We start from the raw sequence: 14375 nt of genomic DNA, 5'->3' as shown, positions 1-14375 counted from the left end.
AAGCATCCATCTCTACCCATCGACCGTTTTCCAATACAGCACGCGCGAGACAGGGCTTCAACAGCCGTAGCAACCGACAATGTCGTGTTGCAAGCAGGCCATCGAACTCCGCGTTAGACCAAATACTACTGACAAGACATCCGCAATTATCGAACAGTATTTGTTCGAACCTCTGACGCGAGCATGGCGTCGCAGCGGTGCCGCCAATACAGGACGATTTCCTTGCTTACGTCGATCCTTCAACGTGCAAAAAAATCTTCACTACTCGGGGCGACAATGGGAACTGAACATACAGCATCACCGCCAATCAAGTAGCCCCACGGCTGGTTTTGAATTATTTTTCTGGGATCGATTTTGCATGGAAGAAGGCTACTAAACCCCTCCCCGCAACAAGATGTTTTTTTCGGCAAGACGGCACAAGTTATTCGTCTTTTTCATAGACAATAAATGGCGTTTTTTTAGCCACCTTGTCGTACAGAACTCGACCTGCGTAGTTGAATTCTTGAGTTGTCCAGTAGGTGGTTGGAACACCGTCCTGCTTGGCGATCTGGAAGACAGAGTCGATCAGAGCTCGACCAACGCCTTTTCCCCTGACCTTTGGATCAGTGAAAAGATCCATAAGATAACACGTATCCTCCACCGACCACATGAACCTATGGTAGAGATAGTGCGCTAATCCAACCGGTTTTCCGTCCAACTCAGCGATCAGACAATTGTATTCGCCTGCATCCGTTGACAACAGTCTATTGAAGGAAACCTCATAGACTTCTTCTGGGACAGAGGTCTCGTAGAAATCCAAGTATGCTGTCCACAGTCGGCGCCACTGTTCGTTGTCTCGCAATTCGAGCGGACGGATAGTTAAGCCTTCTGGCATGGATGGTTTCTCCTTGTTTTTTTATGCGTTCAATCGAGATCGCGTAATACAGTCAAATGAGCTAATGCCCGACATCCACTCGGTCATGTAAAAGTGGAATGTCCTTATCCACCGCCTCGCCCAACTCCTGGGCGTATCGATGGCCTGAATAAACCGCTGCCGCAATTATCGCCGGAGCGTCACAATCACCAATACGACGAAGGCTAAACTTCAAGTCCTCAAAACTCATCCGCCCTAGCAATCCGCTGTAGAGGCCATCATTTGGCTTCCGAGCAGTAACCATAACAATATTGGCAACCGGAACGGTCACACTTGGCCCACCATAGGTGCACTCCAACTCTGAGATTTCGCCATCGAAATGCTTGAGCGACTTTGACGGCAGGACCTCAACCCCCAATCGAAGCAGATGCGTTCGGATGCGCCAACGTTCGGACGTTTTTTCGGCCCAGTCAGAAACACTGTCAGATGGTGTAACCAGCGTGACGGCATTTCCCTGAGCCCGTATTTTCTCAGCGATAACGCTGGCCATGTAGTAGCCGTCCCCATCGAAAACGAGCGTCGGTCCATCGGGAAGCTTTCCATCCATGATGTCATCGGGGGTGAAAACGCGACTTAGGACGGCTCCTTCTGCGACCGGGACAAAACGTTCTTCGTCAAAATAATCCTTCCGCCAGGTCGCGCCGGTTGCGATCGCAACGTGGTCAGCATCAACAGCCAAGATATCGTCAACTGTCAGCGGGCTTTCACGGTAGATTTCAACGTTGGGCATCTCGATCAATTGCTGCTCGCGATAATCTTTGACGCGAATGTACTCGCTCATTCCAGGCAGAGCCGCTTCGCGAGAGACCCTGCCACCCAACTCACGAGTAGCTTCTGCCAATTGAACATCATACCCACGCACGCCAAGTGCCCGTGCTGCTTCCAGTCCAGCAGCGCCTGCCCCTACGATCAGAACGCGTGCATCTGAGGGTTTCTCACGAATGATTTCAGGGTGCCATCCTTTGCGCCACTCCTCCCCCATTGTTGGGTTCTGAGTGCATCGAATAGGTACCCCTATCGAGTCACTGGCGTAACAAACATTGCATCCGATACACTCGCGGATCGAGGACAAGCGCCCTTCCTCAATCTTTTTGGGAAGGTATGGATCAGCAATCGACGGGCGCGCAGCCCCAATGAAATCCGTAATCCCCCGCCTGACTTGCGAGACCATGGTATCCGGCGACGTGAAACGACCAACGGTCACGACGGGCTTGTCCGTCACGGATTTGACCCAATGCATGTAAGGTTCAAGTGCGGCCTCTTTGGTAAAACGGGACACACCCATCTCGACAGAGTAATCTGCGATGTTGATATCCCACAAATCCGGCAGGTCAGAGAGCATCTCAAACATCTCTCGTCGCTCACCATAGATTGGCTGGCCATCCTCGCCGATCTCTTCGTCTGCCGAGAACCGAACGGCCACAGCGCACCGGTCGCCAACGGCGTCTTTGGTTTCCTGAATTAACTCCCGAGTAAGTCGCACCCTGTTTTCTAAGCTGCCACCATATTCGTCGCTGCGCGTGTTCACGCGCGGATGTAGAAAGTTCGAGATCAGGTATCCGTGCGTTGCGTAAACATAGACAACGTCAAAACCCGCGTCTCGTGCCCTTATAGCGGCCTTTCGATGCCAGCGGCGTAAATCCCGGATGTCCTGCTTGTCCATTGCGCGTGTCTGAAAAGGGTGCCCTTTCGCATTGGGGCGACTGTCTACATCCATGCTCGGCAAGCGGGAAAACAAGTTGTTCGAGTTGGCGCCTCCGTACCAAAGCTCAGCCCCTGCAAGGCTACCGTATTCGTGAACCGCATCGGTCATAAGCGCATGCGCCCGAACATCACTGTCATCCCAAAGCGACGCATAAGGGTGCGGCAGGTCGTCAGATGATGGATGGATAGAGTTGTATTCCGTGCATATGACGCCCCATCCGCCTTGCGCCTTCACTTTGCGCATCGCGGCAAGTGTGCGCGGGTATTGCCAGCCCATACCGGTACAGTGTGGTACCTGATAAAACCGATTTGGCGCAGTAACCGGCCCGATTTGGACTGGTTCGAAAAGGATGTCGTAGCGAGAGTCCCTACCCATATTTTTAGCCTTAGTTAGCTGCGTCATTCGCTGGATGATTTTTTTTGAAGTTTCCGGTTTGAGAGCCGTTCTGTTTCAATCACCGTTGTTGAACACGGGCATTCGAAAGTGATCCGGGTAGACCTTGGAAAGGAAGGCGGTGATGTGATCCCGGGCAACAGAACGTTGAAAATTCTCGGGGTAAGTCAAAAGCTCTAGCCAGATTCCGTCGTAAAGAGCCTCGAGTATGTTGGCGACTTGCGTTGGCGGGATATCGTCGTATCCACCGTCCTCAGAAATTTCGGAACACAGGCGCAGCGCGATATTGTACCGCTCCTGGTCGATGTCATTGATAAGATTGCGGTAGACTTTGCGCCGCCCTGCCTCTCCAAAAAACGCAAACCAAACGGCTAGTTTCTTTGGAGTGCAAATTTGGGGGTGAAAATGCGCATCGACGATAGCCAACAGCTTTTCTGGCGCTGACAAGCCTGCGCTATCGAAGGCTTCCAACCACTGTTCGTGGTGTTCGTTGGCGAGAAACAGCAGCGTTTCTTCGAGCAATTTTTGTTTGCTTTTGAAGTGGAAGTTGACGATGCCGAGCGACAGACCTGCAATCTCGGTCACGGTGGACATGGTCGTTCCGCCAATTCCGTTCTGAGCAATCGAGTCGATTGTAGCGTCGATGAGTTGCTGACGCCTCACCTCTTTGGACTCGGTACGTCGTCGCCCCTCAGGGTTTGTTTTTTCGATTGGCGATTGTCTCACCCGAATGCATCCCATCAACTAAAGCAGTTCATCGGTTTTGCCTTCCCCCAACAGCCATTTTCATCCAGCCAGTGAGGATTTGACATCTAAAGGTTATATGTCATTGATTGAATGATCATTCAATGATGAAGGGAAAATGATGTGAAAACAATCCCCATGTTCGCAACCGTCGAACTAAAGTTCCGACCAAAACGTGAAAAGCGGGTCGTGTACCATAGAAATAACCCTGCGATGCAAAGCCCCCAGAGGCTCAATGCGATCCTCAATGGCCACCCACGCTGCATCGGCCTGCAATTGATCCCTAAACTCGATAACTGCCATAAGCGAATGATCACGCTGCTCGTCGGTATCGTAGCCACTTGTGGGGTTGCGTATACACAAAGGCGTCCCGTTCGTGGCTAGACCTGTCGTGACCAAATGTTCGACAAACGCGCTCCAAGCTTGCTCGAAGGCGTCGAATTCGACGGTTGGCTTCAAATCAAATTGGTTCAACAGTCTTGGCATTCGTCACAAACCTTACGGCAAAGCATCGTCAGCCAAACTTATGCAATTCCCCCCGCAAGGCAAGCGCGAGGCCCATAGATGATCCGCAACGAAAACCCCGTCATCGCGAACAGTCTGTGGTCAGCAACTGCAGCTTATCCGACCGAGTACCCCCAACTCGTTGGCGAACAGAAATCGGACGTGACTGTGATTGGAGCAGGGTTCACCGGGCTTTCGGCAGCGATTCATTTAGCCGAGCAAGGCGTCAACGTTATTCTGGTCGATGCGCAGCACCCAGGATGGGGAGCGTCGGGACGCAATGGCGGCCAAGTCAACGTGGGCCTAAAAGACGGGCCGACGGGCATCAAAGCAAAGTTTGGAGATTTCAGGGGAACCAGAATGATCCAAATGGCCGGTGACGCTGGCGACCTTGTGTTTGACTTAGTGGACCGGTACGACATTGAGTGCGATGCAAAGCGCCCTGGCTGGCTGCGCGCCGCTCATACCCACAAAACACTCAGGGAATTGCACAAGCTAGCCGAGGATTGGGACAAATACGGCGGGGGCATGAGACAGCTTGATCAAAGCGAAATGAAACGTCTTACCGGGACCGAAACCTACCTTGGTGGTGTTCTGGATCGCCGCGGTGGTGTTTTGCACCCGCTGAATTATGCACTTGGACTGGCTGAAGCAGGTCGCCGCAATGGCGTGCAAATCTTCGGCGAAACGCCTGCCAATCAGATTAAATCCGAAGCCGGCCGCTTTCGCGTCGAAACTCCCAAAGGAGCTGTCATCTCAGAAAAAGTGCTGATCTGCACGAACGCCTATTCTGGAGATCTGCATCCGCGGTTGGCTAAATCAGTTTTACCCGTTCGCTCGGTTCAGGTAGCCACGTCGCCCCTGTCCGACAATGTCCGCCAGTCAATTCTGCCAGAAGGCAACGCTTTGTCAGACGCACGACGCCTACTTCTCTATTTCAGGCAAGATGCCGACGGTCGCTTTCTGATGGGAGGTCGCGGCACCTACAACGACAAGTCCACTCTCAAACAAATTGAGCGGTTGAAACGCATTTCTGTCGAACTTTTCCCCCAATTGTCCAGAGTTCAGTGGGAATACGAATGGGGTGGCTTTGTCGCTTTGACAAAAGATCATTATCCACACCTGCATGAGATCACTCCGGGGGTTATGACAGGTCTGGGATACAATGGGCGCGGCGTAGCCATCGCCACGGCAATGGGGCGTGTCCTTGCCAAATGGGCAACAGGAACCAAAGCGGACGAGCTGGAATTTCCGGTTACTCTCCTCAAACCACTGCCCTTCTCATTCGCGAAAGAAACTCTTGTCGAAGCAGAAATCCTACGCCTTAAACTCTTAGACAAGTTGGGCCTTTAGTGAGCTGGCAAACAGCGCCGACTACCGGTTTTTAGAGAAGAAGCGAAAGGTCAACGCGATAGCGGCCAAAGAGAGACCTGAGCCGTACCCAATCCAAACTCCATTGGGGCCGAACCCAAGCCAAAAGCCCAGCGCATATCCAAGCGGCAATGCAAAAAACCAATAGGCAATCAGGGTAATAGCAACAGGAACGTGATTGTCCATCATGCCCCGGAAAGCGCCTAGCATCGTTCCTTGCACACCATCTGCAACCTGCATTGCCGCAATCACAAGGAACATCGATATCGCGAGAGAAACGACCTCTGGGTCATCTGACAGGCTGTTTGCCAAAGGGGCACGGCCAAACAAAATACCAGTCACGACAACGGCCATCCAACCAACGACCACCAACAACGAAGCCAACACAATCGGCTTTAACCTTTCTCTTTCATCGGCACCAATTGCCTGAGCTACGCGTATCGAAATCGCAATCGAAACGCCTAACGGCACCATGTAAATGACGTCACTGACCGCGGAAACGATTTGATGCGCGGCGAGCGCGGCGGCGCTGAACCAACCAAGCATAAGGCCGGCAACTGCGTAAGCGGCCCCCTCCCCCAGATAACCAACGGATATAATGAAGCCTTCTTTGATCTGCGCTTTGACCTCGGACCAGTCGAAAATCTTGGCCCTCAAGAAACCTCTCTTTCTTTTCCACACTCGCAAAATCACGAGCGCCATGATCAACGGCACTATCTGAGACAACAGACTTGCCATCCCGGCGCCGAGGAGACCCAGACCCGGCCAGCCACCAACTCCATGGATCAAAACATAGTTTGAAGGGATGTTGAAACCGACCGCAAGAAACGCAAGACCAACTCCAATCCACGGACGGTCCATGGCGTCAAAAAGAGCCTTCAGAGTATAGAAAACCGTAAAGGGCACCAAAAGTAGGCACATCGCGATCCAGTACCCACCTATTAGACTGACCACTTCAGGCGGCTGCCCAATCCAAGAAAGAGCAGGCTTAAGGCAGATCATTGCAACAGCGCCAACTGACCCCACGACCAGGGCAACAAAAATCCCGGCGCTTGTCGCTGCTGCCAGCCCTTGGTCACTCGTTTTCCCAAAAGCTTCTGCCATGCGCACCCCAATTGCGGACACAAAGCCGTAGAGCGCTGAATAGAAAATAATCAGCACCGAGGCCGTAATTGAGACCGCCGCCAAAGGAAGCGTTCCCAACGGGGCCACCATCACTGTGTCAACGACACCAATCAAAGCAGCAGCAGCAAGAGAAATGACGATCGGGAGAGCAAGCCGCGCAAGGTAACGCGCCTCTTTTATAATGGCGCCCCAGGATGGCCGAGGCCGCTTCGATATCCGCACTCGCGTCATATTGTGGGGCCTTTCAGTCGAAATTGACTAAGCCGTATCTCCAAGTAATTCTGGAACCAATCGAACAAGGCATCCCCAGGCAGCTTGCTCCGCCTGCTTTCGGCTCAGGCCTTCCGGAGCGAGATGCAATCGTTGCCAATAGCCATCCGTCAATGTCTCCATCCATTCAGCCATTTGATCTGCTGAAATAGCGTCGTCTGCTGAGAGCAGTTCATTCCAGATCAATCTCAAAGTCTCTCTTCGACGTGTCTCAAAATGCTCGGCAACTTCGTCATACTGCAGTTGAAATCGAAGCTCGCCCCAAAATGCATACCAAAGGGGCAAGACATCGGGACCACAGGCTTCCGGGTGGAAGTCAGCTTTTATCAAAGCCCTTATCTTTTCGGCCGGCTTGTCCCCTGCTAGCTCTAAAGAAGCTGTCCAGTGCTTTTCGTAACGCTGGTAAAGGTCGCGCAAAGTTTCTGTCAGAAGACCTAGTTTTGACTTGAAGTAAAACGCCGCGACACCCTGAGAAAGCCCAGCCTCAGACGCGACCGTTGCAAGCGTCGTTTTTGCTAGTCCATGGGTCAATATAGAGCGGCAAGCCGCGTCCAGCAGCTGCCGGCGACGACGATCTGCGTTCTCCTTCCGCTCTTTGCGAGGACGTTTCCGCTCAGCTTCGACCAATTGTCGCTCCTCCTACGAATGCAGCCATCTACAGCGCGCAAAAAAGATGCGTCAATAGCTTGAAATTTATTTGAGCGCTCAAATAAACTTTACGAACGCGCACCCGATCTGTAAACGGAAGAGAAAGGGATGGAACAATTTGACGGTTGATAACAGATACGATGTGATTGTGGCTGGCGCTGGTCACAACGGATTAACCGCCGCCGCCTATTTGGCGCGCGCTGGCATGCGTGTTTTGGTGGTCGAAAAGAACGACTGGATCGGTGGCGCGGCAGTCAGCCGGTCGTTACACGAGGGTTGGACATACTCGAACTGCTCATACGTTTGTTCCCTCCTGCGGCGCGAGATTGCTAGGGACCTCGAGCTACCAAAATACGGTCTTCAGGTTATTCCGTATGAAGGCGGCGCGAGCTTCACGCGCGATGGGGATTACTTCGCCTACTATTCCGACCACAACGCTCTGAAGCGTGAGATGGAACGTCATTCTGAAAATGATGCCGACGCCTATCGCCGCTATTCGCAAGCCATCATGCGGCAATGCCGTTTTATCCGTCCGTTTTTACTTCGGGACGCACCGGACCCCGCTTCTCTCCATCCGCGCGATCTCGGCGAACTGGCATACCTCGTAAAAAAAGCACATGGGCTGGGTAATCGGGAGCTTGGTGAAACGCTGAAATTCTGGACAATGTCCATTGGTGACTTTCTAGATGAACACTTCGAAAACGACCTGATTAAAGCCCATTTGGCAGGTTCAGGTATTATCGGAACCGGCCTCGGAGTGTACTCGCCCGGGACGGCCTACGTACTTCTTCATCACTACATGGGGGACATTGATGGCGGCATCGGTGCTTGGGGTTTCGCGCGCGGCGGGATGGGCGCGATCTCGAATGCGATTGCTGCCTCATTCAAAGAGCACGGGGGTACGATCCATACGGGTTCGGGGGTTGAGAAAATCCTCAGTAAAGACGGCCGCGTTGAAGGCGTGGCTCTTGAAGACGGCAAGGTTTTTTATGCCCCTGTCGTTGCCTCCAATATGGATATCAAACGCACTGTTCTGCACCATATTGACGCGGCCGAGTTACCGGATGACTTCACCAAGGCGGTGCGAAACTTCAAAATCCGTGGGTCTTCGGCTAAACTCAACATCGCTCTTGACCGCTTTCCAAATTTCCCTGCAGCACCCGAGCACACCAGCTTTCTCAGGGGTGATTTGCATGTGTCGCAGAGCCTCCTTGAACTTGAAAAGGCCTATGATGATTGGAAAGTCGGGCGCTGGTCGGAAAAGCCTTATATCGACATGCTCATCCCCAGCCAGATTGATCCGACTATGGCGCCAACAGGTGCCCACATGATGACGGTTTTCGTCCAATATGCTCCTTATGATCTAGAAGTCGACGGCGTTAGATCCGCAGAGAATTGGGATGAAAAGCAGCGCAGCGCGATGGCAGAAACTGTACTCGACCAGATGTCTGTGGCCTGTCCCGATATTCGCGAGCGCGTCGTTCATATGGAAGTGCGTTCACCATTGGAAATCGAGCGCGAGGTCGGTCTAACAGAGGGCAACATTTTCCAAGGCGAACTAACTTTTGATCAGCTTTTCTTCAATCGGCCCGTCCCGGGTTGGTCGCAGTACAATTTACCAATCAAGGGGCTTTATTTGTGCGGGTCGTCCGCTCATCCCGGCGGTGGGGTTATGGGAGCCCCAGGTGCAAACGCTGCCCGGGCTATTCTCAGGAAAGAAACACGACATGGCCGAATGAAGGGGTATGCCGCATGAGCCAATTTGATGCGATTGTTATTGGCGGCGGTGTAAACGGCCTGATTGCCGGAACACTACTTAGTAGACGCGGCAAGAATGTCTGTATAATCGAGAAATCCGACAGGTTCGGCGGCATGGCGTCTTATTCTGTGGACGGCGGCCCGACTCTCGCCCACTCGCTTTACAACCTGAGCTCGCGGGCCTTGGGTGATGTCGGCATAGATACTCAACACCCTGTCCTGTCCGGTAAACCCGTCTCCACAGTCTCTCTGTCTGAGGATGGGCGGCACATCGTCTTCAAGAACGACGGCGTGTACTGGAGCGACGGGACGAAACATCCGGAATCAGATGCCTGGTCCGTTCTGACACGCCAGTTAATTACGTATGGAGACCTTTTGCGCCAACTCGCCGAGGCTCCACCTCCTGGGGGTCAAAAGGCCATCCTTTCCAGGGGTGGACTCAACGAGTTTTTGCGCCTGGCAAAACTGGGCATAGGCCTGAAAAAGCTGGGTAAATCTGAAATGCGGCGTTTCCTGCAGATTGTCTTATCCAATGTCCAAGACATTGTCATAGATGACCTTTCGGGAGGACCGGTGGCTGGAATGCTTGCTGCTGATGCAATCTGGGGGACAGCCACCGGTCCAAGATCTCCGGGCACGGTGTTCAATTTGATCTATCGTTTCGGTCACGGAGGGACCATCACTCAACCAGCAGGCGGGATGTGCGCGTTAACCGACTTGATGGTGGAAGCTGCACAAAAGGCAGGTTGCCTGCTTATGCCGGACACTGAAGTATCCCGCATTCTGTTGGATAACGATGCAGTCTCTGGAGTGGAAGCCACTGATGGACGAACCATTGCGGCACCCATTGTGCTCAGCAACCTTGCCCCAAAACTAACAAGCCGAATGACCGGCCCATCTGCCTTTGACATCGAAACGATGCGGCGAGTGCGAAATATACGGGCGCGTGGAACAACGGCAAAGGTCAATCTACGGCTAAGGGATGGCTCCGCCCTACCCGGCCTGAGCGACGAGTTGGCTCAAGAACGTCTTATCTATGCTCCCTCTGTGGAATACGTCGAAGCTGCGTTCAATCCGGCCAAGTATCGTCAAATGTCCAAAGCACCTGTGATTGAAGCCTTCAAAGTGCAGACAGCCGACGGGGCAAGCTGGCTGTCAACCATTGTGCAATATGCGCCATCTGACCTTGAAGGCGGCTGGACCGAGACTGCAAAGGAACAGCTGGCGCAAATTACAGTTGAAACTCTTAGCCGCGCCCTGCCCGGCTTGGGTGATCAAATTGCAGGTAGACAGGTTATAACACCGGATCAAATCGAAAGCGCAACCGGAGCGCCCGGCGGGCACTGGCACCATGCAGAAATGTCTTTGGACCAGCTCCTGACACTTCGGCCCGCGAACGGGATGTCCAGATACTCCATGGGGCCGAAAGGGCTGTTCCAATGCGGTGCAGCAACGCACCCCGGTGGTGATGTCATGGGTCTCGCTGGTCGCAATGCGGCGCTGGCGACACTAGAGGCTCAGCCATGAGCATCTTTACCGATCCAAAACTCGGTTTGATACCCGGGCCGTTTCACAAAAAACTCGAAGAGCAAAATCGCGCACAAAATTGGTACGATTGGGCCGGCTATGCTGCCCCAGGTCTGCTGGACAGTGTCGAGTTTGAGTACTTCGCGCTGCGAAATCAGGCATCCTTGTTCGACATCTCGCCAATGCACAAATACCGATTGACCGGGCCAGACACGACCGCGATGCTCAATCGCCTCGTGACTCGGGACGTCCGAAAAATCAGCGTTGGTCGCGTGGGGTACGCAGTCTGGTGTGATGAAGAGGGTATGGTCATCGATGACGGAACTCTTTTCCATCTTGGCGACAACGATTGGCGCCTTTGCTGTCAGGAACAAATGCTGACTTGGTTGCTAGATGCTGCATGGGGGTTTGACGTTTCAGTCGTTGACGAAACTCACAGTGTTGCTGGACTTTCGCTGCAAGGGCCGACCTCTTACGCAGTTTTGGAAGCCGCTGGTTTAGATGTCAGCAAGCTGAAGCCATTCGATCTCGCCCAAATTGACCACAGTCTCATGATCTCGCGGACGGGTTTTACCGGTGATTTAGGTTACGAGCTCTGGTGCGACTGGGGCAAGGCAGAAGCGCTTTGGGACAGAATTTGGAAAGGTGGCGAACATCAGGGACTGCGCGCCATTGGATACGAAGCTGTAAACTTGGCCCGCATCGAAGCCGGTTTTCTGACCGCAGGTGTGGATTTTCAACCGGTTCATGCTACCGAACGGTTGCACCGAGGCCAAACACCATTCGAACTTGGTCTGGGCCGGCTAGTCGACTTCAACAAAGGTCATTTCAATGGCCGGCGAGAGCTGCTGTCCAAGCGAGAGGCTCCAAAAAGCCTCCTCATGCGTTTCGATGTTGAAGGTTTCAAGCCCTCAGAAGGGTCATTGATCTACAACCGACGCAAAAAAGAAATTGGACACATAACGTCCGGAATATGGTCGCCGACCGCCAAGCGCAACATTGCGTTGGCCCATGTCCGTATGCCGGATGCTGGTCGGTCATCCGGCTGGAAGGCCGAGATTTACACTCTGCAAGAAGGCAAATGGCGCACCAGGATGGCGCGCCTCACACCTGTCACCAAAGCCTTTTTCGCACCGCCCCGCGCGCGTGCTACGCCACCGGCTCGTACCTAAAGGAGAAGCAGACGTGAACACCCTAGGTAATACACCAACCGACGGCGACCTTGTCGCTTGGGATCGCGACCATCACCTACATCCTTGGGCCGGAACCGACGGCTTTGGGTCCGACGAGTACATGCGGGTAAATACAGCGGATGGTATCTACCTTTGGGATGCTGCCGGGAAGCGATATATTGATGGCCCTGGCGGAATGTGGTGCACACAGATTGGATATGGGCGTCAAGAGATGGCCGATACCATTTCTCAACAGGTTATGAAGATGCCCTACGCGTCGCCGTGGTCGTTTACGACCGAACCCGCGGCCGTTTTGGCGCGAATGATCGCCGAACGTACACCAGGCGATCTGAACACGGTGCACTTCACGACCGGTGGGTCTACGGCCGTTGACACCGCACTGCGGACCGCACTTTTCATGAACAAACGGCTTGGCCGACCGGAGAAGAGGATCGTGATCAGCCGGGAGAAAGGCTACCATGGATCTACCTTTCTCGCCGCGACTGTCACTGGGAAAGAACGTTTCGAAACGAGCTTTGAGAAAGCTCAGGATCTGGTGCGTTTCCTTCCAGACGTGAATCCCTACCACCGGCCAGAAGGCATGAGTGTTGATGCCTGGTGCGACGCCAAAGTTGCTGACCTTGAGAGCCTGATTGCTGAGGTAGGTGCCGACCGTGTTGCCGCCTTTATCGCTGAACCGATCCTGTGTTCCGGTGGCGTGATCGTTCCACCTCCGGGTTATCATAAGCGCACGCTCGAAATTTGCCGGGCAAACGACATTCTTTACATTTCGGATGAAGTCGTAACCGGATTTGGAAGGCTGGGTCATTGGTTCGCCTCAGAAGAGGTCTTTGGCATCGTCCCTGACATTATCACTTGCGCAAAAGGTTTAACCTCGGGCTATCTGCCGCTAGGTGCCTGCGTAATCTCGGACGCAGTAATGAAACGCATTTCAGACGCACCGGGCGACGATGTTTTCTACAACGGCTACACATGCTCCGGGCACCCTGTGAGCTGCGCGGCTGCCATTAAAAATATTGAAATCATGGAGCGCGAGGACATTCTAGGACACGTTCAACGCGTCACACCGCATTTCCAGGACCGCCTAAATCAAATAAAGGAAAAGTTTCCGATAGTTGGGGATGTGCGCGGTCACGGGCTCCTCGGGTGCATAGAATGTCGCCCTGAACTGAACGTCGAGAGTTATGAAGCGCATGTGAAGTTTGGACAGAAACTGGACGATGCGTGCGAGGAGATGGGACTCCTCTTGCGACCATTTGGAAACATGGCCGTGTTCTCGCCCCCTCTGATCATAACTCTGTCGCAGATAGACGAAATGTTCGACATCATGGAAGCTGGTATGGCGCAGGTCAGCAAGGACTACGACGCATAACGGTCATCGCGCCCATTCAAAGTTCCAGTCAGATCAGGCAGGTTTCCGACCACGGATGTGATGCGGGCAATGCTCTCCGGTTTTCAACACTGGCTGCATAGCGTCCCAGATCTCGATCTGATGTTCAATAAACTCCGCACCATGACGAGCTTCCCAGTCGACTCGGTTTGGCCCGGTCAATTCCTCCAGCTCAGTAGCTGATACCTGAGCATACCAAGCGTTGCGGTTGACTAACTCTACGTCTTCAAAGCCAGCCAGCTCCATAGCAGCGCGGTACTTAGAGGGCGACGCCATCTGAAACTCCAAGGCTTCCATCTTTACGTAGTGCGCCATTTCCGGTGACATCTCACCATCATGATTGGTCAGCCAGTCAGAAGCAGCGAAATGACCGCCTGGTTTGAGCACACGATAAGCTTCCGCAGCCATCGTTACCTTGTCGGGGATGTGGATGATCGAGTCCTTCGAAAACACAACGTCAAAAGTACCATCTTCGAATGGCATTGGACCTGGAGTGACCTGTATGATTTCGACCTTTCCCTCCAGATCCGCCTGCCTAACTCGCTCTTTCGCAGTCGCGCAAACCGGGGCTTCTACATCAATCCCCGTAACTCTAGCGGCGCTGAACTCCCTTGCCATCAACACTGCGATCGCCCCAGATCCGCATCCTATATCAAGGATATGCTTATCTTTCAGATCAACCCCTTCAACAACACGAGCAACTTCTTCAGGGCCTCCCGGTGAAAGAAATCCCTCCCCCCAAAGCTCCTCCAGAAAGCTAATTGCCTGTTGGTCATATAGGATTTCGTCTGACATAGGATTCCCCCGCATCTGATTGTCAGTCAGTCACTGTAG

12 protein-coding genes are annotated in these 14375 nt (G+C 53.3%); 5 read left to right on the top strand and 7 right to left on the bottom strand.

Features of this window, described 5'->3' with window-relative positions:
- Positions 1-421: 421 nt before the first annotated feature.
- From GOV89_RS02445 to GOV89_RS02430, 4 genes are all read right to left on the bottom strand, one after another.
- The gene (locus GOV89_RS02445; RefSeq protein WP_170482750.1) at positions 422-874 is read right to left on the bottom strand and encodes a GNAT family N-acetyltransferase; all 453 of its coding nucleotides are present in this window, start codon (positions 872-874) and stop codon (positions 422-424) included.
- 61 nt (positions 875-935) lie between these two features.
- On the bottom strand, positions 936-2993 hold the full coding sequence (locus tag GOV89_RS02440; RefSeq protein WP_171237355.1) for an FAD-dependent oxidoreductase: 2058 nt from the start codon (positions 2991-2993) through the stop codon (positions 936-938).
- Positions 2994-3068: 75 nt separating this feature from the next.
- Positions 3069-3737: a TetR family transcriptional regulator C-terminal domain-containing protein gene (locus GOV89_RS02435; protein WP_371810595.1), complete on the bottom strand. Its 669-nt coding sequence runs from the start codon at positions 3735-3737 to the stop codon at positions 3069-3071.
- 174 nt (positions 3738-3911) lie between these two features.
- Complete coding sequence (locus GOV89_RS02430) at positions 3912-4241, bottom strand: hypothetical protein (protein WP_170482760.1); 330 nt, start codon at positions 4239-4241, stop codon at positions 3912-3914.
- Positions 4242-4319: 78 nt separating this feature from the next.
- Between GOV89_RS02430 and GOV89_RS02425 the strand changes: the two genes are divergently transcribed.
- Positions 4320-5612 carry an FAD-binding oxidoreductase gene (locus GOV89_RS02425; protein ID WP_170482764.1) on the top strand — a complete coding sequence of 431 codons (1293 nt, stop codon included), beginning with the start codon at positions 4320-4322 and terminating at the stop codon, positions 5610-5612.
- Positions 5613-5633: 21 nt separating this feature from the next.
- Here GOV89_RS02425 and GOV89_RS02420 read toward each other — a convergent pair whose 3' ends face one another.
- Both GOV89_RS02420 and GOV89_RS02415 read right to left on the bottom strand, forming a co-directional pair.
- On the bottom strand, positions 5634-6986 hold the full coding sequence (locus GOV89_RS02420) for an MATE family efflux transporter (protein ID WP_171237354.1): 1353 nt from the start codon (positions 6984-6986) through the stop codon (positions 5634-5636).
- A 27-nt stretch (positions 6987-7013) separates the two neighbouring features.
- Complete coding sequence (locus GOV89_RS02415; RefSeq protein WP_170482771.1) at positions 7014-7652, bottom strand: TetR family transcriptional regulator C-terminal domain-containing protein; 639 nt, start codon at positions 7650-7652, stop codon at positions 7014-7016.
- 139 nt (positions 7653-7791) lie between these two features.
- Between GOV89_RS02415 and GOV89_RS02410 the strand changes: the two genes are divergently transcribed.
- From GOV89_RS02410 to GOV89_RS02395, 4 genes are read left to right on the top strand one after another with little or no spacing between them, the layout of a single operon-like run.
- Positions 7792-9429: an NAD(P)/FAD-dependent oxidoreductase gene (locus GOV89_RS02410; protein ID WP_170482774.1), complete on the top strand. Its 1638-nt coding sequence runs from the start codon at positions 7792-7794 to the stop codon at positions 9427-9429.
- A complete protein-coding gene (locus tag GOV89_RS02405) occupies positions 9426-10958 on the top strand; it encodes an NAD(P)/FAD-dependent oxidoreductase (protein WP_170482778.1) in 1533 nt (510 codons plus the stop codon). The genes GOV89_RS02410 and GOV89_RS02405 overlap by 4 nt, the downstream gene beginning before the upstream one ends.
- Positions 10955-12130 (top strand): aminomethyltransferase family protein, encoded by a 1176-nt coding sequence (locus GOV89_RS02400; protein WP_170482781.1) that lies wholly within the window; start codon positions 10955-10957, stop codon positions 12128-12130. Before GOV89_RS02405 ends, GOV89_RS02400 begins: the two co-directional genes overlap by 4 nt.
- A 13-nt stretch (positions 12131-12143) precedes the next feature.
- Positions 12144-13523 carry an aminotransferase gene (locus tag GOV89_RS02395; protein WP_171237353.1) on the top strand — a complete coding sequence of 460 codons (1380 nt, stop codon included), beginning with the start codon at positions 12144-12146 and terminating at the stop codon, positions 13521-13523.
- 33 nt (positions 13524-13556) lie between these two features.
- Here the strand turns inward: GOV89_RS02395 and GOV89_RS02390 are convergent, their stop codons facing one another.
- The gene (locus GOV89_RS02390) at positions 13557-14336 is read right to left on the bottom strand and encodes a class I SAM-dependent methyltransferase (RefSeq protein ID WP_170482788.1); all 780 of its coding nucleotides are present in this window, start codon (positions 14334-14336) and stop codon (positions 13557-13559) included.
- Positions 14337-14375: the final 39 nt, after the last annotated feature.

The sequence above is a fragment of the Ruegeria sp. HKCCA5763 genome (genome assembly GCF_013034545.1).
Taxonomy (GTDB): Bacteria; Pseudomonadota; Alphaproteobacteria; order Rhodobacterales; family Rhodobacteraceae; genus Ruegeria.
Note: the sequence above shows the minus strand (reverse complement) of the source record. Positions and strands in the feature narration are given on the sequence as shown.